This is a genomic window from Calidithermus timidus DSM 17022 (assembly GCF_000373205.1).
Lineage (GTDB): Bacteria > Deinococcota > Deinococci > Deinococcales > Thermaceae > Calidithermus > Calidithermus timidus.
This window is the reverse complement of sequence record NZ_KB890688.1, coordinates 484,909-506,505: the sequence shown is the minus strand read 5'-3', so window position 1 is coordinate 506,505 and position 21,597 is coordinate 484,909. Positions and strand designations below refer to the sequence as shown.

Genomic DNA, 21,597 nt, shown 5'->3' with positions numbered 1-21,597 from the left:
TTGTCCTGCCGACTGCGGGGCTTATCTCTGTGCAAGCTGATGCCCTGGATGGCGCTGCTGCTTTTAGGATGGATGGTGTTTAGCCGATGAAGCTCACCCCAGATGCTATGCTACTTGGCCCGCTGGCCCTGAGCTGGCCCAATCTGGCCCTGCTGCTGGGGGTTTTTGCCTTTGTTGGGCTGGCCGCGCGTCAGGGGGTGGAGGGTAAAGCCTGGTGGGTATTGCTCTTTGCAGCGCTGGCGGCCCGGGTGGGTTATGCCGTGGAGCACCTGTCTAGCTGGCCTAATGCCGGTACAGCCCTGCTCGGTGTTCTGGATATCCGTAGCGGGGGCTGGAGCTGGTGGGTGGGATTCCCCGCCGGGGCCATCGCGGCACTTTTCCTGCTCAAACAGGAAGCGACCCGCTTGCTGGTTCCGGGGGTGGCCTCGCTGGCCGTAGCCCTGCTGCCGCTGGGCGTGCAACACGGCCTTACCCGTCCTGCTCCTTTGAGCAGCAAGCCCGCCTACGAGACCCAGATGCTTCAGTACCTCGAGGCCGGCCAAATCCGTCCCGGCGAGGTGCGCTTCGCAGACCTACCCAAACCCATGCTGATCAACCTCTGGGCTACCTGGTGCCCCCCCTGCCGGGCTGAAATGCCCCTCTTGGTGGAGTACCAGCGGAAGGGTTATCCTATCGTGCTCCTGAATGTGGGCGAAAATCCAGGAACCATACAAAACTTCTTACAGCAAACCGGGCTCTCGGCGCGGGTCTTCCTAGATAGCGCGGGTTTGCAGCGGGCCTTTCAGGTGAGTGGGCTGCCCACCACCTTGTTGATTGGTTCCGATGGACAGGTCATAGCCCGTCACCTGGGACCGGTGAACCGGGGGCAGCTCGAGCAACTTTTGCAACAGCTCAAGTAGCGCTTAGCCGCCTGAAAATCGTCCGCAGTTGCCCCTTAAGGTAGCAAGAGGCTATTACATGCGCTTGCTCTCACGATGGCCACCGGATACGGAAGCCCTGTGGGAAAAAGCGCGTGGCGCCCGGCCAAGGCGAAGGGTACTCATCCTGGATGGCAGCACACCGGATAAGCCGCTGGTCTTTTGGCCCTGCGGGCTTTTTTGCGCTTAGGGTCCCATCGCATTCGAACCGGCCTCTCCTGACATCAGGCTAAGTTCGACATTGTTCGAGGAGCTATCTTTACCAAAGCTTTACCCAGGCCCCCTAACCTTAGCCATAGGATTATACGCAGGATGGTTCCGCTTCTTTCCCGCCGCCAGGCCCTCAAGGGGCTGCTCGGGGGAGCGGTGCTTTGGGCTGCCGGAAACGCTCAGCAGGCCACCTTTCCCCAGTACCCTTACCACTCCTCCGCATTTGGTCGCTTCCTTGAAGACTCTTATGCCCTGGCCCCTGCCCCCAAGCCCAAGCCCTTCCGGGGCTGGCTCGAGGCCGCCTACCAAGCCCACGACCACGAGCACCTGGAGCAGGCCCTGACCCACCGCCGCGCCCGGCTCGAGGCCACCCGCGACCCCCGCAAGCGAGCGGCCCTGGAAGAAGCCACCGCCATCTGGCTCCACCGGGTGGTCAAGACCCTCATCCCCAGGTTCAGCCTGGAGCGCGGCTTCGAGTTCTTCAACGCGGTACGCTTCGGCGAGCGGCAGTGCCTGCTCCAGTCGGTGCTGATCGCCGGGCTACTGCAAGGGGTTGGGCTGGAGGCGGGGGTGGTAATGGTCTGGAAGAACCCAGAAGGGAAAGAGAGCAACCTAGGCCACGCGGTTGCCCTGCTACGGGGCTCGGACGGCCAGGACCGGCTGGTCGATGCCTCCGACCCCACCCCCTTCATGCGGCACCCGGGGCTTTACCTGTGGGACAGAGGGGCTCGCGACTATCGCTTTGTGGAGGCACACTTTGGCGCCCTAGGGGCGATTCGCGGGTACACCCGGATGGCCGATGGCAAACCCCTGCCCCTGGGTCTGGCACAGCCGCTCGACGTCGCCTTCCTGCGCTCGCAGTTCGACTACTACCGGGGTGAGCGGGCCCCTGGCGGGTTCATCGGGCCCAGCACCCCGGCGGGTCTCGAGGCCTCGGCGAGGTTCCTGGAGCGGGCCACGGCCCGCCAGCCCAGGAACCCTTTGGCGGTCTATGGCTTGGGGTACGTCTACCGCAAGCAAGGAAGGCTCGAGGCCGCCCGAAAGCAGTTCCAGATGGCCTACCAGCTCTACCTGGCCCAGGGCCATGTGCCGTCCGGGCCCCAGGAGGCCCAGCGGTGGGCCGAGGCCTAAAGGGGTGAGGGCGTGCGACGCTGGATTTTCGCCCTGCTCCTGCTAGGCCTCCTGGGTTGCTGGCGCAGCCCAGCAGAAGCTGGGCCCCTACCCAGGGTGCAGGCACCGCTGGGAGAGGTGCAGCCGGTGGCCCCGGGCTTCCATCCCGCGCCACCCCTGCCGCAGATTCGGCTCAACCCACCCCTGCCCGGCCTGCAGTGGCTGGTCTACCTCTCCAACGGCCACCTCGAGGCCGCCCACGGGCTGCTGCTGGTACCCCAGCGCGAACGCCAGCCCGCCCGCCTCCTGAGCTTGGCTCAGCAGCTCGTGCAGCGGGCCTTCGCCGCTCGAGGCAGCCTTGCGGTGGTGGACGTGAGCCTCTACCAGGCCGAGGGCTATGCGGGGTTTGGGGGGCCCCTACCCCTTTTCACCGCCTCAGTACCCAAAACCCGGCTGGAAGAGTTCCTGCGCCTGCGCCCGGAAACCCTAGGCCTCTACGACCATCTCTGGCTCAACCCCAACGAACCCCTACCACCCACCCGTAGGCCCAGCCGCCTGGCTGAGACGATTCCAACCTACGAGGGCAGCCCTCAGGAGTTGCAAGAGCAGCAGGTCCTACAAGAAGCGCAACGGCAAAAAGGCCCCTCTCGCAGCAGCAGCCTCTACTACCACGGCCCGCCCGGTTCTGACAAGGTGGCCCTCACCTTCGACGATGCGGTACACCCCATGTACGCTCCTCTGCTGCTTGAGGCCCTGAGCCGGGCAAGGGTCAAGGCCACCTTTTTTCTGATCGGACGCAACGCCGAGGCCTACCCCTACTTTGTGCGCGACCTGGCCCAGGCCGGACACGAACTGGCCAACCACACCTACCACCACGTGCGCCTGGTGGGCCTGCCCGAGGAGGTAATCCGGGACGAGCTGACGCGCACCAACCAGCTCATCGAGCGCCTCACCGGACAGAAAGCGCGCTTCTTCCGCCCGCCCGGCGGGCGCTACGACACCCAGGTGCTGCGGGTGGCGCGCGAGTTGGGCCTTAGCACCGCTTTCTGGACCGACGACCCCGCCGACTTCAACAACCCGGGAAGCGGCATCATTGCCAGCCGCACCCTGCGGCACCTGCGCCGGGGAGGCATCGTCCTGTTGCACGACAACGCCCAGGAAACCTTGAGCGTTTTGGAAGAAATCGCCCACAAGGCCCGGGCCCGGGGATTCATTCTCACCACCCTCTCCGACCAGGCCGGGTGGTAGCTAATGGGCCAGGCTGTAGAGCAAAACCCCCAATACCCAAAGCGTGACCCCCACAAAGACCCCGTCGCGCTGCCGGGCAAAGAGCACCACCGAGAGGGCCACCCGCAGCACGGGGGTCAACACCAAGAGCAAAAGGCCTAGCTGGATCAGGTGCCGAGGCCGGACCTCCTCGGCGCCCTGCAGGATACCCACCAGCGAGCGCAAAGAGGCGGGTTCCCCCCGGAAGACCGAGTAGTCCACGCGCTCGCCGCCGTGGCTTGCGAGCTCCAGCAAGCCCCCCGCCAGGACCACCGCCCCGGCCACCAGAACCCCCAGCCGCAGTAGATTCCCCAGCAAACCCTCCATCGTCCGGTCGTTCATAGCCCTCCCCGCAGGCCCTGGTAGATCATCTGAACCCCCAACAGGGCAATCACCCCTACGAACAGTAGCCGCAGCCGGGCTGGCGGAGCCTGGGTCAGGATACGGGCCCCCAGCAGCGAGCCCAAAAGCACCCCCAGCATCACCGGCATGGCCAGCAAGGGATCGATGTAGCCCCGGCCCAGGTAGACCCCCGCGCTAGCCGCCGCGGTCACCCCAATCATGAAGTTGGAGGTGGTGGTGGAGACCTTGTAGGGCAGGCCCATCACCTTGTCCATGGCCAGTACCTTCACCGCCCCCGAGCCGATGCCCAAAAGCCCCGAGAGCATCCCGGCTACCCCCATCAGGCCGAAGCCCCCCAGCACGTTGTAAACCTTGTAAGGCCTGGGCCCCTGGGGGGTGGGGTAGGCGCCCTCCAGTCGCAGGCGCAGCGCCAGGGGGTCGGAGGGCTTAGGGCTGGGCTGCTCTTCTCTGTGGCGATCCTGGAAGCCTTGGTAGGCCGAGTACAAGAGCACCAGGCCAAACAGGGTGGCGACCCAGCTTTTGGGGAGAACCCCTACCAGATAAGCCCCCAGCAGGGCCCCCAAGGTGGTGGCCACTTCCAAAAACATCCCGATGCGCAGGTTGGAGTACCCCTCCCGCACGTAGGCCGAGGCGGCCCCGCTCGAGGTCGCAATCACCGAGACCAGCGAGGCCCCTAGGGCGTAGTGCAGGTCTACCTTGAAGCCGAGCACCAACAAGGGCACCAAAATCACCCCGCCCCCCAGCCCGGTGAGGGCCCCCACCCCTCCGGCCAAGAGGCTGCCCAGGAAGAGGAGGAGGGTGAGCTCGAGCCCGCTCATACGAACAGCAGTATTCTATCCCCACTATGCAAAACCTCCCTAAAATCGCCGAGTTGCTGAGGCGGCGCAAGCCCCTGAAAAACGTCAACCAGGAACACCAAGAGACCCTCTCCCCGCTCGAGCGGCTGGCCCTTTGGATTACCGAGCATGTGGGCAGCATGGGATTTTTTCTGATCGTCTTCACCTGGACGGTGCTCTGGCTCTCCTGGAACTTCCTGGCCCCGCCCCACCTCAAGTTCGACCCCCCCATGGCCTTCGTGTTCTGGCTTTTTTTATCCAACATGATCCAGCTTTTCCTGATGCCCCTCATCATGGTGGGGCAGAACCTGCAAAGCCGCCACGCCGAGCTCAGGGCCGAGCACGACTACCAGGTAAACCTTCGGGCCGAGCAGGAGATCGAGGCCCTCCTGAAGCACATCGAGTACCAAAACCGCCTGCTGCTGGCCCTGGTCATCAAGAGCGGGCTGAGCGCCGAGGAGGCCTTGCGTCTGGCCGAGGATTCCCACTAGGGCAGGCCTCGGCTGGTCTTTACCCAATCCTTACCTTCCGGGTGGAACCTGCCTCCATGCACACCTCACAAGCGCCCTCCACCACCTTGGTCATCCTGGGCGCCACCGGCGACCTGACCCAGCGGCTTCTGATGCCCGCCCTATACCGGCTATGGGCGCGGGGGCATCTGGAGGGGGTCTTTGTCCTGGGGTACGCGGTGGAGGACTGGAGCCGGGAGCGGTTTTGGCAGCACCTCGAGCAGGCCCTGCGCCGCTTCGTGCCGGAGTTTAACCCGGGGGTTTGGGAGGGCTTGCGGGATCGGGTGGGCTACCGCTCGGGCGACCTGAACCCCGAGCGGCTCGCCGCCCTGCGGGATGGCCTGGCCGCCAACGCGCTTTTCTACCTGGCCCTGCCCCCCGACCTGTTTGGCCCCGCCGCCGAAGGGCTGGGACAGGCCGGGCTCAGCGACGACGCCCAAGGGTTTCGGCGCCTGGTGGTGGAGAAGCCCTTCGGCTACGACCTGGCCTCGGCCGAGGTCTTGCGCCGGCAGATGCACCGCCACTGGCGGGAAGACCAGATTCTCCGCATCGACCACTTCCTGGGCAAGGAGACCACCCAGAATCTGCTGGTCTTCCGCTTCGCCAACCGCTTTTTGGAGCCCATCTGGAACGCCCAGCACATCGCCCAGGTGCAGATCACCTACGCCGAGACCCTGGGCCTGGAGGGCCGCTGGCGCTACTACGACCGGGCCGGGGCCCTGCGGGACATGCTGCAAAACCACCTGATGCAGCTTTTTACCCTGGTGGCCCTCGAGCCCCCCTCGGTCTGGGACGCTGAAATCCTGCGCGAGCACAAGGTGGAGGTGCTGCGCTCGGTGCGGCCCATCCCGCCGGAGCAGGTGGGCGAGTTTGCCGTGCGGGGGCAGTATACCGCCGGAGTCCTGGGGGGCCAGCGGGTGCCGGGGTATGGGCAGGAGGCCCACATTCCCCCGGCCTCCACCACCGAGACCTTCGCCGCCCTCAAGCTCTACGTGGACAACTGGCGTTGGCGCGGGGTGCCTTTCTACCTGCGCAGCGGCAAACGGCTGGGCGCCGACTACGCCGAGGTGGCGGTGCAGTTCCACGAGGTGCCCACCCAGTTCTTCGGGCCCAAGGCGCCGGGGTGCAACTGGCTGGTCTTCCGCATGAAGCCCCAGGAGTCCCTCGAGCTCCTGGCCTGGGCCAAGGCCCCGGGGCTTTCCCTCGAGGGCCGGCCCGTGACGCTCGAGGCCCCCTACGAGCGGCCTGGCGACGTCCCCTACTCGGCCTACGAGCAGCTCCTGCTGGACGCTTTAGGGGGCGACCGGGCCCACTTCCTACGCTTCGACGAGGTGGAATGGGCCTGGCGCATTTTAGAGCCGGTGCTGGCTGCCTGGAAGAAGGGCTCCCCCGAGCCCTACCCTGCCGGCTCGGAGGGGCCGGTGGGGATGGCCCGACTGATGGAGGAAGGCCACACTTGGCGGCCTTTGGGAGGTGCTTGATGGAAGCTTTTGGCGCACCGGGTATTCCCCCTACCTGGGCCTCCAGTGACAAAGACCTGGTGGGCACGGCCCTGGGCACCAGCCGGGTCTGGTTTACCGTGGGCCACGGCATCCTGAATGAGGTCTTCTGGCCCTCCACCGGCCAGCCGCAGATCCGCGACCTGGGCTTCATCGTGGCCCGGGAGGGGGCCTGGTACGAGGTCAAGCGGGTAGGGCGCTACACCCTCTCAGCCCCGGCCCCCGAGATCCCCCTGCCGCAGGTGGTACACCAGGGCGAGGGGTACAGGCTGGAATTGGAGTTCCTGGCCGACCCCAGCCGCGACGTGGTGCTGGTGCGCTACCGGCTGGAGGGAGAGGGTTTCCGACTATACCCCTTGCTGGCCCCCCACCTGGGCAGCAGCGGCCACGGCAACGCGGCCTGGGTAGAGGATGCTGGGCTTTTCGCCCAAGCGCCCGGCGCGGCGCTCGCGCTTCTGGCCGAGCCGGGGTTTACCCGGGCCAGCGCGGGCTTCGTGGGCTTTTCCGATGGCTGGCAGGACTTCCATCAAAACGGGGCCATGACCTGGGGCTTCCGCCGGGCCGTGGGGGGCAACGTGGCCCTGATGGGCGAGCTCACGGGCTCGGAGGGGGTGCTGGCCCTGGGCTTTGCCCCCAGCCCGGAAGGGGCCCACACCCTGGCCCGCTCGAGCCTGGCCGAGGGCTACGGGGTGGTGCGGGCGCGCTACCTGGAGGGCTGGGAGGCTTGGGCCCGAAGGCTGCGGATCGAGGGGGAGCACCCCGAGCTCACCCGGATGGCCCGTATCTCGGCCATGGTGCTCAAAGCGCACGAGGACGCCACCTACCCTGGGGCGGTGGTGGCCAGCCTCTCCACCCCCTGGGGGTCTTCCCATGACGACCCGGGCGGCTACCACCTGGTCTGGCCGCGCGACGCGGTGGAGGCCGGGCTGGCCCTCCTGGCGGCAGGCCAGCTGCAGGATGCCCGGCGGATGCTGGCCTACCTCGCGGCCACCCAGCGGCCCGATGGGAGCTGGCCGCAGAACTTTTACCCCGATGGGCGGCCCTACTGGACAGGCCTCCAGCTCGACGAAGTGGCCCTGCCGGTGTTGCTGGCGGCGCGCTTAGCAGAGGAAGGAGGGCTTTCTGAAGAAGCCCTGGTCAGACGGATGGTGCACAGGGCCTTGGGCTTCATCGCCCGAAACGGCCCCTACAGCCCCCAGGACCGCTGGGAGGAGAACGCCGGGGCCAACCCCTTCACCTTGGGGGTGCAGGTGGCCGCGTTGGTGGCGGGGGCGAATCTTCTGGAAGAACCCCACCAAAGCTACGCCCTCTCGCTGGCCGATGCCTGGAACGCCCGGATTGAGGAGTGGACCTTTGGGGAGAACACCCCCCTCGACCAGCAGCACGGGGTGAGGGGGCATTATGTGCGCATCCACCCGCCAGGGATGATGGGCCTGCGGGGCCGGGTGCTGGTGCAGAACCGGGGAGGTGAGCAGGTAGAAGCCGAAGAACTGGTGAGCCTGGATTTCCTTTACCTGGTGCGGCTGGGGCTGCGCCCGCCGCACGACTCTCGCATCCGCGACACCCTGCGGCTGGCGGAGGCCCTGCTGCGGGTAGAGACCCCCAGCGGCCCCTTCTACCACCGTTATAACCACGACGGCTACGGCGAGCACCCCGATGGCCGCCCCTTTGACGGGGCTGGGGTAGGCCGGGCCTGGCCCCTTTTGAGCGGGGAGCGGGGCCACTACGCCCTTTTGGCCGGGGAAGACCCGCTGCCCTACCTGTGGGCCATGGCCCGCGCGGCCAGCCCCGGGGGGCTCATCCCCGAGCAGGTCTGGGACAGCCCGCCCCTACCCGAGCGGGGTCTCTTCCCCGGGCGGCCCACCGGCAGCGCCATGCCCCTGGTCTGGGCTCACGCCGAGTACCTGAAGCTCTTCTTAGCCCTACAGCAAGGCCGCCCCAGCGAACAACTGCGGGCCGTGGTCGCCCGCTACCGTAACCCCCGCCCACCCGCGGCGCTGCACTGGCGCAAGGACATTCCCTACCGGCAAATTCCCATTGGGCAGGCTCTTTGGATCGAGGATGTCCGGCCCTTTACTCTGCACTTTGGCTTTGACGGCTGGCAAGGGGTAGCACAGCTGCAAGCCGCCGAGCTGGGGCTGGGCTGCTTTGGGGTTCGCCTCGAGCCAGCGCTGCTGCAAGGCCACCGCTCGCTCGAGTTCACCCGGCGCTTCGGGGAGGGTTGGGAAGGCCAAGACTACAGGGTGGAGATCCTCCAAGATGAAAAGTATGGAATAGTGTGAAGCGCCTCCGATTGACCCAACCCACCGCCCGGCGGCATAATAGCCGAGGTTTTCCCAAACCCACCCCGAAAGGAGCCAAAAAGCAATGGAAGACAATGGCAGTCATAGGTTAAAGCCGGGCTCCCGGGTGGTGCACGCCCGATTCTGAAGGAACCACCTCCTCGGGAGCCCCTGTGCCCCGAGGAGGTTGTAATTTGTTTCGCCCAACCCATCCTTTGCTCCGGGAGGCCCCATGAGGCGGCTTTTCCCCTCGCCCGAGGCCCTGCGCCGCCGGGCCCCTTTTTCCCGCTGGGACTTGCTGGTGATTCCCGGCGTGCTGGCCCTGTTGGCCCTGCTCACCCTGGCCCTGGAGGGGGCCACCGCGCCCTACACCCCCACCTCGCCCGACCTCACGGTGAGCCTGGATCTCGCCCACCTGCCCTACTACGGCCTGCGCAGCCTATTTCGCATGCTGGCAGCACTCTTGCTGTCGCTGCTTTTTACCTTTACCTACGCTACCGCAGCCGCTAAACTGCCGCGGGCCGAAAAGGTGTTGATCCCGCTGCTGGACTTTTTGCAGTCGCTGCCCATCCTGGGGTTTCTGACTGCGACCACCGGCATCTTCCTGGGGTTGTTCCAGGGCAGCTTGTTTGGCCTCGAGGCCGCCAGCATCTTCGCCATCTTTACCTCGCAGGTCTGGAACATGGCCTTCAGCTTCTACGCCTCCTTGCGCACGCTGCCCAAAGAGCTGCAAGAAGCCGCGGCCATGCTCCGGCTCTCCCCCTGGCAGCGCTTCTGGAAGCTCGAGGTGCCCTTTGCCATGCCGGGGCTGGTCTGGAACGCCATGATGTCGGTCTCGGGGGGCTGGTTCTTCGTGGTGGCCTCCGAGGTGATCAGCGTGGTGGGGCGGGGGAACCAGTACCTGCCGGGGGTGGGCTCCTACGTGGCCTTGGCCATCGAGCAAGCCGACCTGCGGGCCATGCTCTACGCCGGGCTCACCCTGTTTGTGCTGGTGCTGCTCTACGACCAGCTCTTCTTTCGCCCGGTGGTAGCCTGGGCCGAGAAGTTCAAGTTCGAGCAGTCGGCGCCGGAGGAGGCCGCGCGGTCGTGGGTGCTGACCCTCTTGCAGCGGGCCCGCCTGACCCAGCGCATCGCCCGCCTACCCCAGCCCCTATGGGAGTGGTTGTGGCTTAAAAGCAGCCGTAAAGACCGGCCCGGCGCGACCCTCGAGCCCCCACCTAGGCGGCATTTGCAGGCCCGGTGGGCCGACACCCTCTTCAACTTGGGGCTAACCCTGAGCGCGCTGGGGCTTCTGGGAGTGCTGCTGGGCTACCTCTTTGGCCCCGGCCTGGGCTTTAGGGATGGGCGGATGCTTCAGCCCAACCCCAACCTCAACCCCGCGCTTTCCCCCGCCATAGCCCAACGCTTCGCCGATTTGGGGATCCGCCCCGACTCCGACCAGGCCCTCTGGCTCTCCCGCCTGTGCAGCGCCACCCGAGAGGGGATGGTGCTGGGGGAGGGCCTGAAGAGGCTACTGCGCGATCCGGGGGTAAAAGCCCCTCCCGACCTGAAGCAGGCCTGCCAGAAGCCCTTGGCCCCGGAGGGCAAGGTGGCCTGGCCGGAGGCGCTCGAGGTACTCCGGCTCGGCTTCTTCACCGCGCTGCGGGTGACGTTGGTGGTCTTGTTGGCCACGCTTTTTTGGTTACCCCTAGGGATCTACATCGGCTTGCGGCCCCGCCTGACCCGCTTGGTCCAGCCGCTGGCCCAGTTCGGGGCGGCCTTCCCCGCCAATCTGCTGTTTCCCTTGTTTGTGGTGGCCATTGCGCACTTGCGGCTCAACCCCGAGGTCTGGGTCTCGCCCTTGATGGTGCTGGGGGCCCAGTGGTACATCCTCTTCAACGCGGTGGCGGGTGCCGCAGCCATCCCCAACGACCTTAAAGAGGCGGCCCGGATGTACGGCCTGCGGGGCGGGCTGGCGTGGCGGCGGCTGCTGCTACCGGCGATGTTTCCCGCCCTGGTCACCGGGGGCATCACCGCTTCGGGCGGCACCTGGAACGCTTCCATCGTGGCCGAGGTGGTGCGCTGGGGCGGCATCACCCTAGTAGCCACCGGGCTGGGGGCCTATATCGACCGCTGGGGCACCGGGGCCTTCAACCCTCACGTGGGCCTGGGAATGCTGGTGATGGGCCTGCTGGTCTTGGTCTACAACCGGCTCCTCTGGCGGCCCCTCTACCGGCTGGCTGAGGAGCGCTACCGACTGGGCTAACCCTTTTTGGAGGTGTATATGGTGCAAATCGCCACCAAGACCCTGCTGAAGGCCATAAACCTGAATAAAACCTTCACCACCCCCGAGGGCAAACCCTTTACCGTGCTGGAGGGTATCAACCTCGAGCTCAAAGAGGGGGAGATCGTGGCCCTCTTGGGCCGCAGCGGCTCGGGCAAAAGTACCCTGCTGCGCTGCCTGAGCGGGCTCGTCCGGCCCAGTACGGGCGAGGTGCGCTACCGGGGCCAGGAAGTGCCGGGGCCCATGCCGGGCATGGCCATGGTCTTCCAGAGCTTCGCCCTTTTCCCCTGGCTTAGCGTGCAACAAAACGTGGAACTGGGTCTGGAGGCCATGGGCATTCCCGCAGCCGAGCGCCGCCGTCGGGCCCTGGAAGCCATCGATCTTATCGGACTAGGGGGCTTTGAAAAGGCCTTTCCCAAAGAGCTTTCTGGGGGGATGCGTCAGCGGGTGGGCCTTGCCCGGGCGTTGGTTACAAAGCCCGAGGTGCTTTTTATGGACGAGCCCTTTAGCGCCTTGGACGTGCTCACCGCCGAGACCTTGCGCGAGGAACTGCTGGAAATCTGGCATGCCCAGCACATACCCCTGAAAGCCATTCTGCTGGTCACGCACAATATCGAAGAAGCGGTGCTCCTGGCCCACCGTATCCTGGTGCTCTCGAGCCATCCTGGGCGCATCCGGGCCGAGGTGCCGGTACCCCTCGACTACCCCCGCGACCGCGAAGACCCGGCCTTCCAGGGGCTGGTGGAGCAGGTCTACCGCATCCTGACCGCCAAGCCCGCTTTGGAGCCCCCGCAAGAACCCCTCGGCATCGGCTACCGCCTGCCCAAGGCCCCGATAGAGGGGCTGGTGAGCCTCTTGGAGCGGGTGGCCGAGGGCCCCGACTTCGGCCGGGAAGACCTGCCTCGCCTGGCCGCGGAGATGCGCCTCGAGGTAGACGACCTCTTCCCTTTGGTAGATGCCGCCGAACTGCTAGGACTGGCGGTTTTGCAGGAAGGGGATATCCGGCTAAGCGCCGAGGGCCTGCACTTTGTCCAGTCAGGCCCGGAGGAGCAAAAGCAAATCCTCGCCGAGCGGCTGCTCTTCCACGTGCCCCTGCTGACCCACATCCACCGGGTGCTGCATACCCGGCCCAGCGGCCAGGCCCCCGAGGAGCGCTTTTTGCGCGAGCTGGAAGACTATATGTCCACCGAAGACGCCGAGGGGGTGCTGGCTACGGCGATTGACTGGGGGCGCTACGCCGGGCTATTTGAGTACGACTACAACCGGGGGGTGCTGATGCGAGAGTCGGCCGCAGAGAATAGTGCTTAGCCTAAGCGATCTCCTCGAGGCAGGCTACGAAACACTGCTTGCACCTGCTCACCTAAGGCCAAAGCTACTGGACGCTTGAGGGTTCCTTCTCGCAAAAGCAAGTGCACGGTGCGGCCTACCTCGGGCAGTAGCGGACGAAGGTGGTTCCACTTGGGCAGGGGCAGGGTCCACAAGGCCACCTCGGGCAGAAAGGTGATTCCCCCAACCTCCTCGACCAAGTGCACCAGGGTTTCTAGGTCACCGCTTTGGAACTCCACCCGCCGCCGGGCTACCCCGGGGCGGCAGACTGCAAGTACCTGCTCGCGGAAGCAGTGCCCCTCCGCGAGGATCCAGGTGTCTTCCAGGGGAATCTCCGAAGGGTGCAACGTAGGGCTGGAATAAAGCGGGTGATCGCAAGCCACATAGGCTATAAACCGCTCTTCGAATAAAGGAAGGCGCTCGAGGCCAGGCATTTGCTCGGCAGTGCCGATTAAACCGGCATCCAGCCGGCCTTCTAGCAGATCTTGCAGAATGCTTGGGGTTAGCTCTTCCCGCACCGAAAGCTTCAACTGAGGCCACTGCCGGGTGATTTGCGGAAGCAACCGAGGCAGCAGGTAGGGGGCCAAGGTAGGAATAACCCCCACTCGGAAAAGTCCTTGAAACAGTTCAGCTCCCCCTCCAAGCATAAGCTTGATCTTTTCTGCTTCTTCTAGGACCCGCCGGGCCTGTGCTATCACCCTCCGCCCTATCTCAGTAGGCTCCAAAGGCCGTTTGTTTCGATCAAAAAGGCGGGTTTCGAGCTCCTCCTCGAGCCTGCGAATTTGCACACTCAAGGCTGGTTGGGTCAGAAACACCCGCTCTGCTGCTCGGGTGAAGTTCCCCTCCTCGGCTAGGGTTACTAGGTACCGAAGTTGCTCTAAAGTCATAAATTTATTTTATACCAATACCCACACAATCTATTAGACTTATACATATCTGCCCCCTAGAGTGAGGGTCGTCCGGCCTTACCGGACAGGAGGTCTCAAATGTTCCTGAGAATAGACCGTCTGCAAATCGAATTACCCATGCCCAAAGACCAAGACCCCAACGCTGCCGCAGCCGTACAGGCCCTTTTGGGGGGGCGCTTTGGGGAAATGTCTACCTTGATGAACTACATGTACCAATCCTTCAATTTCCGGGGGAAGACGACCCTCAAGCCCTACTACGACCTCATCGCCAATATCGCCACTGAGGAGCTCGGACACATCGAGCTGGTCTCGGCTACAGTGAACAGCCTTCTGGCTAAAAACCCCGGCCAGGATAAGGAAAACCCCATAGATCCGGTGGAGGCACCGTTGGGTTTTGCCAAAGACGCTCGCAACACTGCCCATTTTATCGCCGGTGGGGCTAACACCCTGGTCATGGGGGCAATGGGCGAACCTTGGAACGGAGAGTATGTTTTTACCAGCGGTAACCTGATCCTGGATTTGCTGCACAATTTCTTCCTAGAAGTAGCCGCTCGCACCCACAAGCTGCGGGTCTACGAGATGACCAGCAACCCCGTAGCCCGCGAAATGATCGGCTACTTGCTGGTGCGCGGTGGGGTACACGCTGCGGCCTATGGCAAGGCCCTGGAGAGCCTCACTGGGGTAGAGATGACCAAGCTACTTCCTATTCCCCGCATCGACAACAGCAAGATCCCTGAGGCCAAGAAATACATGGATCTAGGCTTCCACCGCAATCTTTACCGCTTCAGCCCCTCTGATTACCAAGACCTAGGCCTTATCTGGAACGGTGCCTCTCCTGAAGATGGGAGCTCAGTAGTGGTAGTGGACGGACCCCCTACGGGTGGGGAGGTCTTCGACGCGGGTCACGACTCAGCGGAATTCGCCCCAGAGTTCGAGGTAGAAAACCTCTTTGAGATTGCCAAGAAGCTCTACGATAAGGCTAAGTAACCGTTTACCTATACGGTGCTAAGTCCCTGGAGTACCTGCCCAGAGCTTTGGGCCAGTGTACTCCAGGGGCATTTTTGGATTAAGGAAGGTACCTCTCCTGCCCTGCTCGATGATCGCAGCAGCTATTCGTATCATCTCGCCCCAGAATAGTCCTGGGCGGCTCAATCCCTAGTGAAGAGTGCTGTAGGTTGAGTCTAGGCCTTTTGCAAACACCCTGTTCTCGCCTTTTCGCTTGGGAAAAACGGACTGAGTCATACAGGGCAAGAGCTACTTAAGCGCCTGCACAATCATCTCCTTGAGGTTTCTATCTGTCTGAAAACCCTTGGCCATGGCCCGCTCCGCCCTAAGGGGTGGGTACCGGCCAAAGCGGGCCTCGAGGTCGGGGTCGGGAAGGTAGCAGATGGCCTCCTTGCGGTCGGGGCCAAAAAGCCTGGCCCCTTCGGCCACCACCTCTTCCACGGAGGCCCACAGGGCGGGCAGCAAAAAAACCCGCGGCTCCTGAGGGGCCAGCGAAAGCCGGGCGGCGTGCAGGAGGTTCTCTGCACAGCAGCGGGCCGACATCCACCACATGCGGGCCTGGGGAGAAACCGGCAGGGTGTAGGGGGTACCGGCTTTGAGGTGGTGCAAAAGCTCGCTCATAAAGGCCGAGGCCAGCCCCGAGGGGCCTGGCGGGCGGGCCACGAGGCCGGGCAGGCGCAAAGCCCGCCCGTCCAGGTAGCCCCGCCGGGTGTAGTCTTGCAACAACAGCTCCCCAATGAGCTTCTGGGTGCCATAGCTCGAGCTGGGGCGGGCGGGGGTTTGGTCGTCCACCAAAGGCGGCAGGGGGGCGCCGTAGACGGCCACGCTGCTGGCAAAGACCACCACAGGCTGGGAAAGGGTGCGGAGGGCCTCGAGCAAGGCCAGGGTGCCCTCCAGATTGACCCTCTGGCCCAGAAGGAACTCGCGCTCGGCCAAAGCGCCGGGGATGCTGGCTAAGTGGAAGACCCAGTCTGGGGGGTGGGCGGCGGCGGCCTCGAGCACCGCCGGGTCGTAGAAATCCCCTTCCAGCGCCTGCACCCGCGGGTCGCTGTAGGTCTGGGGGAAGCGTTTGTCCAGTAGAACCAGATAGGCGAAGCCTACCGGCCTTTCTTCGAGCAAATGCCGCACCAGAACCGAGCCCAAAAAGCCCGCAGCACCGGTAATCCAGATGTTCATGCTAGCCCCCGTCGGAAATCAGGGTGCCCCCGTCCACCACCAGGTTCTGCCCGGTGATGAAGGCCCCGGCAGGCGAGACCAGAAGGGCCACCACCCCCGCGATGTCCTGCGGCTCCCCCAGCCGGCGCAGGGGGGTTTGGGCGATGCGACGCTTCAGAAAAGCCTCGTCCTCCAGGAGGCGCCGGGCGAAGGCGGTGCGGATGAGGCCGGGCGAGATGGCGTTCACCCGCACACCAAAAGGCCCCCACTGAACCGCAAGGTCGCGGGCGAGCTGGGCCAGGGCGGCCTTTGAGAGGGCGTAGAGACCTATGTGCTGGTTGCCCCGCAGGCTCGAGAGGCTGCCGATAAAGACCAGATTCCCCTCCCCTTGCCGGCGCATCTGCGGCAGCACCCGGCGGGCCAGCCAAAAGTTGGCCTGCAGGTTCACCCGGAAGGTTTGCTCCCAGTCAGCCTCGCTGGCCTCCACCAGGGGGCCAAAGTGGGGGGCTACCCCTGCGCAGGCCACCACCGCGTCCAGCCGGCCCAGCCCCAGCACCGTCTCCACCAGAGCCTCTATCTGCTCCGGGTCGCCCACGTCGCAAGGAACCCCCAGCGCCTGCAGGCCCCGCGCGCGCAAGTCCCGGGCAGCTTGTTCGCAGGCTGCGGCGTCTTCGCTGGAGAGCACTACGGTAGCCCCCAGCTCGGCCAGGAGGGTGGCGCTGGCTAGGCCAATCCCACGGCTGCCCCCGGTCACCAGAACCACCCGGCCGCTCAGGTCAAAGAGTGGATGCACGGGCCCCTCCTTGGTGCCAGTGGATCATGGGCTGCCCCGGCACGGGGCTGCGGAAAAAGGGAATCCGGTCGCCGCGCAGGCTGCCCAGGTAGACCGTGCGGAGGTCGGGGCCGCCGAAGGTCAGGCTGGCCATCCAGGGGCAGAGCATGCCGTGGTTGGCGGCCATGATCTGCGGGGTCAGGGTGCCGGCCCGGAAATGCTGCTCGTAGACCGCGTTGGCCTCGGGGTTGGAATCGTCCAGTAGCTCCAGCACCTCCCCTTCTGGGGTGATGGCGATGAGCTTGTCCAGGAAGACCAGGGTCACCCAGAGGTTGCCGTAGGCGTCGAAGGCAAAGCCGTCGGGGTGGCCCTCGAGCTCCCTAGGCCCATAGACCTCGCGCTCAAAAAGCTCGCCGTCCTTGTGGCGAAGCCGGGTGATGCGCCGGGCGGTGCTCTCCACCACGTAAAGCCACTCCTCCCTGGCGTCAAAGCGCAACTCGTTGGTGCCGCAAAACCCTTCGGCCACGATGCGGATGCCCTTCTCGTCGATGAGGCCGATGTAGCCGTCGCTGACTTTGGTGTTGACCTGTTCGGTCCAGGGCTCGGTGCGGGTGGTCACGCTGAACCAGATGCGGCCCTTGGAATCGCGCAGGGGGAAGTTGACCTTGCCCAGGGGCTTTCCGTCTATCTCGGTGTAGAGGGTCTCGAGGTGGCCCTCCCGGGACATGCGCTCAATGGCGTTGGTGCCCCAGTTGGCGATGATGAGGTTTCCTTCCTGGTCGAAACAAAGCCCGTTGGGCAGCGAGCCCTTGGCCTCCACGTAGCGCTCCTCGAAGGAGGCGCCCTGGGCCTGTAGCTTGGGGGTGATGAGGGTCTGGCGGCCGTCCGGGTCAATCCGCACCACCCCACCCCGAGCGTCGGCCACCCAAAGCGTGCCGTCCGGCTCGGCCAGAATGCACTCCGGGCGCTGCAGGCCGTGGCCGATGAAGCCGATCCGATCCCGCTCCACCCGGAAACCTCTTAGGGGATTCGGGCTCATAGTCATATCGGCTGGGCGGCGAGTTCCATGGAGGCCGCGGTCACCCCCACCGGGTCGGCCTTAGGGTCGTGGGTGCGCTCCCAGATGCAGAGCTGGCGGGACATCTCCACCATCCGGCGCACCCGGTCAAAGCGGCGGCGGTTGTAGGCCTCGAGCGCGGCCTCCAGGCTGGGCTGGCGCCGCAGTTCCTCGCTCAACACCACCGCGTCCTCGATGGCCATGGCCGCGCCCTGGGCGATATGGGCGGTCATGGCGTGGGCTGCGTCGCCCACCAGCACCACCCGCCCGCGGTGCCAGGGGGCCGGCACCAGAATGGTCTCGAAGGGGCGCAGCACCACCTTGCTGGGGTCGGTAATCTGCTCCCGCAGCCGGGCCAGCAGGGGGATGTGCCGGTAGCCATCCAGCCGCTTGCGCATCTCCTCGGCCAGGGCAGCCTCGGGGTAGCGCGGGGGCTGGCCAGGGGCCGCGTCGGTGATGAACATGTACATCAGGTCGGGGCCTAGCGGCACGATGCCCACCTTGGGGTCGCCCATCCACATCCAGATGTTGTCCACCTCGGGAGGGCGGGGCAGGTTGTAGCGCCAAACCACCTGCTCCTCGTACTGGGGCGAGGGGGCTTCAGGGAAGACCAGCTGACGCACCCTCGAGCGCAGCCCATCGGCCCCCACCACCAGGTCGTAGACCCCCTGGCTGCCGTCGGTAAAGGTAACCCGAACCCTCTCCCCATCCTGTTCTATAGCCCGCACGCTCAAGCCCAGCCGCACCCGGGCCCCCGCAACCTGGGCAGCCTTCTGCAAAATGGCGTGCAGCTTGGGGCGGGCGATGCCATTTTGCGGGGGAAAGTCCGGCCCGGCGATGGGGGGCTGGGGTAGGGTGGCGATGGGGGCCCCGTCGGGCCGCCACATCACCAGCGCCGACATGGGGAATCCCTGGGCGATGGCCTCCTCGGCCAGGCCCAAGGCAGCCAGGGCCCGTAGCGCGTTGGCGAGCTGGATGATGCCCACCCCATAGACGTCCCACTTGGGGTTCTGCTCGACGATCTCCACCTCAGCACCGCTGCCCTTGAGGCCCACCACGGTGCAGAGACCGGCGATCCCACCGCCCACAATCAACACCTTTTCCACGCTCATCCGACCTCCTCGCTGGCGTACTTTGTCGGTTCTGGCCGACCGGGCACCTCTTCCAGGCGGCAAAGGATGCGCTGGGTGCCCAGGCCGGTGATGCTGCCTTCCATCAGATCGCCCTCTTGCAAGAAGCGGCCGTAGTGCATGCCGTTGCCCGCTGGGGAGCCGGTGCAGATGAGGTCGCCGGGCAGAAGCTGCACGTGGGCCGAGATGAACTCGATGAGCCGGGCCACCCCGAAGATCATGTCCGCGGTGGACTCGTGCTGCATGACCTGGCCGTTGAGTCGGAGGGTGACGGTGAGGTTCTGGGGATCGGGCACGAAGGCCGCGGGGGTGAGGTAAGGCCCCATGGGGAGGAAACCCGGGGCGTTCTTGGAAGCCAGCCAGTCCATGCCCATCTCGGGGATGTCGGGCCGGTAGACGAGCTCGCGGGCGGTGATGTCGTTGACCACCACGTACCCGGCCACATAGTCCAGGGCCTCTTCGCGCCGCACCCGACGGGCCGGACGGCCCATCACCACACCCAGCTCGAGCTCCCAGTCGGCCTGCTGCACCTCCGGAGGCAGCCAGAGGGTGTCGTAGGGGCCGATGACGCTGGTGGGCAGCTTGGTGAAGACGAAGGGCTTGCCCCAGCGGGCCCGCTCATCCATCCGGCGCTGGCCCCACTCGCGCCGCTCAGCCTCGCTCTTGCCCGCCAGGTGGGGCCCCCCCTGGGCCACGATGAGGTCCACCACGTGCTTTTTGTAGTTGGCCCCGGAGCAAAAAATCTGCCGGGGCAGATAGACCGGGGGCAGGGTCTGGAGCTGGGCCTCGGCAATGAAAGGCAGCCCTCCGGCTTCCCCGGCGCGGATGGCCTCCACAGCCCGCTCCAGCGCCGGGTAATTGCGTCCCCAGTCGTCCAGAAGCCCCAGCACGCTTTCGGGCTGGAACAGCTCAAAGCCCAACCGATGGCACAGGGGGGCCAGGGCAGCCACCGCCACCACCTGCCCTTCCAGCACCAGCCCGGCGAAGGGGGGGCCACCCCCAGCCCGAAAAGTACCCAGGTAAAAGGGTTGTCCGCTCATCGCACCTACCTCTACACCTGAATGCTGGGGGTCTTGGGGCTGGGCCACCAGCCCTCGGCGGGGGGCTGGCCCAGCCGGTTGCGCAGCACCCCGATGCCTTCCACCTCGAGCTCCACCAGGTCGCCGGGATTCAGGTAGCGCTGGAGCTCCATCCCACAGCCAAAGCCCACCGTCCCGCTACCCAAGAGGGCCCCAGCGGGCAGGGGCTCCCCTGCCGAGGCCCAGGCCACCAGCTCCTCCAGCGACCACAGCATGGTGCCGCTCTGCCCGCTCGACCAGACCTCGCCGTTGACCCGCGCGGTCATCCGAAGGTCGCGTGAGGGCAGTTCGTCCAAGGTCACGATGACCGGGCCCACCGCGTTGCAAAAGTGCTTGCCCTTGGCCGGCCCCAGCCGGCCCTGCATCTCGCGGAGCTGGATGTCGCGGGCGCTGAAGTCGTTGAGGATGGTGAGGCCTAAGATGTGCCCCGTGGCCTCCTCCGGGCGCAGGTTGCGCCCTCCACGCCCCACTACGATGCCGAGCTCGAGCTCAAAGTCCATGCACTCCTTGGCGTAGAAGGGCCAGGGCACGGTCTCCTCGGGGCCGATGAAGGCCAGGTGGTGGCCCATATAGCCCACGGGCATCTCGTAGAGCACCGGGGCCACCCCGTGGTTGTGCAGGCGGGCCGCGTTGGTGAAGTGCACCTCGAAGGAGAGGAAGTCGCGGTAGAGGCTGGGGTCTATGGGGGCCACCAACCGCCCGCCCTCGGGGGCCAGGGCCTCCTCGCAGGTGTCCTCGGCGGCCTGGGCTAAGGCCTCCATAAAGGCCTCGCCGTTTTCTAGTGCGGCGCTCAGGCTGCCGGGTGCTAGGGCCTGGGCCAGCCGGCGGGCTGCCGCCGGGGTGGCCCCGCGGCGCTCAAAGGCCAGCCGAAGCGCGGTGCGCACATCCACCCAGCGGCCTGGCTCCTGCCGAGAAGCCACCACGATGCGCACCTCGGGGCCGTCGAGGGTAGGGAATTCCATACGGGCGATTCTCATGGATTCACCTCAAAAAGTCGGGGCACCAAGGCCCGGGCGTGGGCGCTTTCCACCTGGGCCCGCGCGGGGCCCAGGTAATCGAGCCCTGGCGCGGGGTCGGGGCCTGCGGGCAGGGCCGCGTAGGGCCAGTCGGTGCCGAAGACCAGCCGCTCCAGGGGGGCTACCTCGAGCGCCGCGGCCAGACCCGGGGCATGGTTAGAGAGGGCGGTGTCGTAGTAGAGCCGGGCCAGGTAGGCCAGGGGCCCCTCGGGCACCCGCTCGGCCAGGTTCAGCGAGGCCGGGGCCCGCTCCACCAGCGAGGCCAGGCGGTGGGCCAGGAAGGGGGCCGCCCCGCCCAAGTGGGCGAACTGGAAGCGGATACGGGGGTAGCGGTGGAGGGCGCCCGAGTAGAGCAGGTGGGCGATGGCCCGGGTGGTCTCGAAGGGAAACTCCTGTAGCCAGATGGGCAGGCTGGGCAGGGGGTTCGGGTAGGGGGGCAGGGTGGGATGGACGAAGACATAGGCCTCCCGCCGGTTTAATTCAGCCCAAAGCGGCTCGAAAAGTTCATCCCCCAGGTAGCGCCCCCCCACCTGGGTGAAGAGGGCCACCCCGTCCAGCCCCAAGACGTCCAGGGCGTAGGCCAGCTCCGCCAACGCGGCCTCCACGTCAGGCAGCGGCAGGGCCGCCAGGGCCGCGTAGCGGCGGGGATGCTGGCGCAGGAGCGCCGCGTAAAACTCGTTGGTAGCGCGAGCCAGCTCGCGGGCCTGGGCCCCGTCGCCCAGGAAGACCCCTGGCGGAGGCAGCGAGACCACGGTGGCGGCAATCGCGTAGCGGGCCATCATCTCGAGCTGCTCTTCCACCGTCCAAGGCGGCACCGGGGCCGGCCCCAGGGCCCGGGCCACCGCCGCGGTGTAAGGAGGGGGCTCGAGGTGTCCGTGCAGGTCGAGGCGCATG

At 65.9% G+C, this 21,597-nt stretch carries 19 protein-coding genes; 9 read left to right on the top strand and 10 right to left on the bottom strand.

The features are described 5' to 3' along the window. Positions 1-107: 107 nt before the first annotated feature. From B047_RS0105645 to B047_RS16290, 3 genes are all read left to right on the top strand, one after another. Complete coding sequence (locus tag B047_RS0105645) at positions 108-899, top strand: TlpA disulfide reductase family protein (RefSeq protein ID WP_245533702.1); 792 nt, start codon at positions 108-110, stop codon at positions 897-899. Positions 900-1,229: 330 nt separating this feature from the next. Further along, positions 1,230-2,258, top strand: a complete 1,029-nt coding sequence (locus B047_RS0105640) for a tetratricopeptide repeat protein (protein WP_018465988.1) — start codon at positions 1,230-1,232, stop codon at positions 2,256-2,258. Positions 2,259-2,270: 12 nt separating this feature from the next. After that, entirely contained in the window at positions 2,271-3,485 is a 1,215-nt protein-coding gene (locus B047_RS16290; RefSeq protein WP_211209127.1) for a polysaccharide deacetylase family protein, read from the top strand. Here B047_RS16290 and B047_RS0105630 read toward each other — a convergent pair whose 3' ends face one another. Then, positions 3,486-3,845, bottom strand: a complete 360-nt coding sequence (locus B047_RS0105630; protein WP_018465986.1) for a DUF1634 domain-containing protein — start codon at positions 3,843-3,845, stop codon at positions 3,486-3,488. Then, positions 3,842-4,684 carry a sulfite exporter TauE/SafE family protein gene (locus B047_RS0105625; protein ID WP_018465985.1) on the bottom strand — a complete coding sequence of 281 codons (843 nt, stop codon included), beginning with the start codon at positions 4,682-4,684 and terminating at the stop codon, positions 3,842-3,844. The genes B047_RS0105630 and B047_RS0105625 overlap by 4 nt, the downstream gene beginning before the upstream one ends. Positions 4,685-4,710: 26 nt before the next feature. Between B047_RS0105625 and B047_RS0105620 the strand changes: the two genes are divergently transcribed. From B047_RS0105620 to B047_RS0105600, 5 genes are all read left to right on the top strand, one after another. Next, positions 4,711-5,193, top strand: coding sequence for a DUF1003 domain-containing protein (locus B047_RS0105620; protein WP_018465984.1), 483 nt, complete (start codon positions 4,711-4,713; stop codon positions 5,191-5,193). Between the two features lie 56 nt (positions 5,194-5,249). Beyond that, positions 5,250-6,692 (top strand): glucose-6-phosphate dehydrogenase, encoded by a 1,443-nt coding sequence (gene zwf, locus B047_RS0105615; protein ID WP_018465983.1) that lies wholly within the window; start codon positions 5,250-5,252, stop codon positions 6,690-6,692. After that, positions 6,692-8,992, top strand: a complete 2,301-nt coding sequence (locus tag B047_RS0105610) for a glycoside hydrolase family 15 protein (RefSeq protein ID WP_018465982.1) — start codon at positions 6,692-6,694, stop codon at positions 8,990-8,992. Before zwf ends, B047_RS0105610 begins: the two co-directional genes overlap by 1 nt. A 232-nt stretch (positions 8,993-9,224) precedes the next feature. Continuing rightward, positions 9,225-11,237, top strand: coding sequence for an ABC transporter permease (locus B047_RS0105605; protein WP_018465981.1), 2,013 nt, complete (start codon positions 9,225-9,227; stop codon positions 11,235-11,237). Between the two features lie 18 nt (positions 11,238-11,255). Then, positions 11,256-12,563, top strand: coding sequence for an ABC transporter ATP-binding protein (locus B047_RS0105600; RefSeq protein WP_018465980.1), 1,308 nt, complete (start codon positions 11,256-11,258; stop codon positions 12,561-12,563). On the opposite strand, the gene B047_RS0105595 is transcribed toward B047_RS0105600, so the two are convergent. Continuing rightward, positions 12,560-13,468 (bottom strand): hydrogen peroxide-inducible genes activator, encoded by a 909-nt coding sequence (locus tag B047_RS0105595; RefSeq protein ID WP_018465979.1) that lies wholly within the window; start codon positions 13,466-13,468, stop codon positions 12,560-12,562. The two genes, B047_RS0105600 and B047_RS0105595, sit on opposite strands and share 4 nt — an antisense overlap. A 99-nt stretch (positions 13,469-13,567) precedes the next feature. On the opposite strand from B047_RS0105595, the gene B047_RS0105590 reads away from it, so the two are divergent. After that, positions 13,568-14,476 carry a manganese catalase family protein gene (locus tag B047_RS0105590; protein ID WP_026234619.1) on the top strand — a complete coding sequence of 303 codons (909 nt, stop codon included), beginning with the start codon at positions 13,568-13,570 and terminating at the stop codon, positions 14,474-14,476. Between the two features lie 267 nt (positions 14,477-14,743). On the opposite strand, the gene B047_RS0105585 is transcribed toward B047_RS0105590, so the two are convergent. Genes B047_RS0105585 through B047_RS0105555 form a run of 7 tightly spaced genes read right to left on the bottom strand, consistent with a single transcriptional unit; the run spans position 14,744 to position 21,596 of the window. Next, the gene (locus B047_RS0105585; protein WP_018465977.1) at positions 14,744-15,670 is read right to left on the bottom strand and encodes an NAD-dependent epimerase/dehydratase family protein; all 927 of its coding nucleotides are present in this window, start codon (positions 15,668-15,670) and stop codon (positions 14,744-14,746) included. A gap of 1 nt (position 15,671) precedes the next feature. Continuing rightward, positions 15,672-16,442 (bottom strand): SDR family NAD(P)-dependent oxidoreductase, encoded by a 771-nt coding sequence (locus B047_RS0105580; RefSeq protein ID WP_018465976.1) that lies wholly within the window; start codon positions 16,440-16,442, stop codon positions 15,672-15,674. After that, entirely contained in the window at positions 16,426-17,430 is a 1,005-nt protein-coding gene (locus tag B047_RS0105575) for an SMP-30/gluconolactonase/LRE family protein (protein WP_018465975.1), read from the bottom strand. The genes B047_RS0105580 and B047_RS0105575 overlap by 17 nt, the downstream gene beginning before the upstream one ends. 32 nt (positions 17,431-17,462) lie before the next feature. Then, positions 17,463-18,590 carry an FAD-dependent oxidoreductase gene (locus B047_RS0105570; RefSeq protein WP_018465974.1) on the bottom strand — a complete coding sequence of 376 codons (1,128 nt, stop codon included), beginning with the start codon at positions 18,588-18,590 and terminating at the stop codon, positions 17,463-17,465. Beyond that, on the bottom strand, positions 18,587-19,648 hold the full coding sequence (locus B047_RS0105565; RefSeq protein WP_018465973.1) for a fumarylacetoacetate hydrolase family protein: 1,062 nt from the start codon (positions 19,646-19,648) through the stop codon (positions 18,587-18,589). Before B047_RS0105565 ends, B047_RS0105570 begins: the two co-directional genes overlap by 4 nt. Positions 19,649-19,659: 11 nt before the next feature. Next, entirely contained in the window at positions 19,660-20,664 is a 1,005-nt protein-coding gene (locus B047_RS0105560) for a fumarylacetoacetate hydrolase family protein (RefSeq protein ID WP_026234617.1), read from the bottom strand. Further along, entirely contained in the window at positions 20,661-21,596 is a 936-nt protein-coding gene (locus B047_RS0105555; RefSeq protein ID WP_018465971.1) for an amidohydrolase family protein, read from the bottom strand. Before B047_RS0105555 ends, B047_RS0105560 begins: the two co-directional genes overlap by 4 nt. Position 21,597 lies beyond the last annotated feature (1 nt).

Excerpts from the sequence above, each read along its gene's own strand:
- B047_RS0105645 (WP_245533702.1), top strand. The coding sequence starts at position 108 with ATGCTACTTGGCCCGCTGGCCCTGAGCTGGCCCAATCTGGCCCTGCTG.
- B047_RS0105640 (WP_018465988.1), top strand. The coding sequence starts at position 1,230 with ATGGTTCCGCTTCTTTCCCGCCGCCAGGCCCTCAAGGGGCTGCTCGGG.
- B047_RS0105630 (WP_018465986.1), bottom strand. The coding sequence starts at position 3,845 with ATGAACGACCGGACGATGGAGGGTTTGCTGGGGAATCTACTGCGGCTG.
- B047_RS0105625 (WP_018465985.1), bottom strand. The coding sequence starts at position 4,684 with ATGAGCGGGCTCGAGCTCACCCTCCTCCTCTTCCTGGGCAGCCTCTTG.
- B047_RS0105620 (WP_018465984.1), top strand. The coding sequence starts at position 4,711 with ATGCAAAACCTCCCTAAAATCGCCGAGTTGCTGAGGCGGCGCAAGCCC.
- zwf (WP_018465983.1), top strand. The coding sequence starts at position 5,250 with ATGCACACCTCACAAGCGCCCTCCACCACCTTGGTCATCCTGGGCGCC.
- B047_RS0105610 (WP_018465982.1), top strand. The coding sequence starts at position 6,692 with ATGGAAGCTTTTGGCGCACCGGGTATTCCCCCTACCTGGGCCTCCAGT.
- B047_RS0105605 (WP_018465981.1), top strand. The coding sequence starts at position 9,225 with ATGAGGCGGCTTTTCCCCTCGCCCGAGGCCCTGCGCCGCCGGGCCCCT.
- B047_RS0105600 (WP_018465980.1), top strand. The coding sequence starts at position 11,256 with ATGGTGCAAATCGCCACCAAGACCCTGCTGAAGGCCATAAACCTGAAT.
- B047_RS0105595 (WP_018465979.1), bottom strand. The coding sequence starts at position 13,468 with ATGACTTTAGAGCAACTTCGGTACCTAGTAACCCTAGCCGAGGAGGGG.
- B047_RS0105590 (WP_026234619.1), top strand. The coding sequence starts at position 13,568 with ATGTTCCTGAGAATAGACCGTCTGCAAATCGAATTACCCATGCCCAAA.
- B047_RS0105585 (WP_018465977.1), bottom strand. The coding sequence starts at position 15,670 with ATGAACATCTGGATTACCGGTGCTGCGGGCTTTTTGGGCTCGGTTCTG.
- B047_RS0105570 (WP_018465974.1), bottom strand. The coding sequence starts at position 18,590 with ATGAGCGTGGAAAAGGTGTTGATTGTGGGCGGTGGGATCGCCGGTCTC.
- B047_RS0105565 (WP_018465973.1), bottom strand. The coding sequence starts at position 19,648 with ATGAGCGGACAACCCTTTTACCTGGGTACTTTTCGGGCTGGGGGTGGC.
- B047_RS0105560 (WP_026234617.1), bottom strand. The coding sequence starts at position 20,664 with ATGAGAATCGCCCGTATGGAATTCCCTACCCTCGACGGCCCCGAGGTG.
- B047_RS0105555 (WP_018465971.1), bottom strand. The coding sequence starts at position 21,596 with ATGCGCCTCGACCTGCACGGACACCTCGAGCCCCCTCCTTACACCGCG.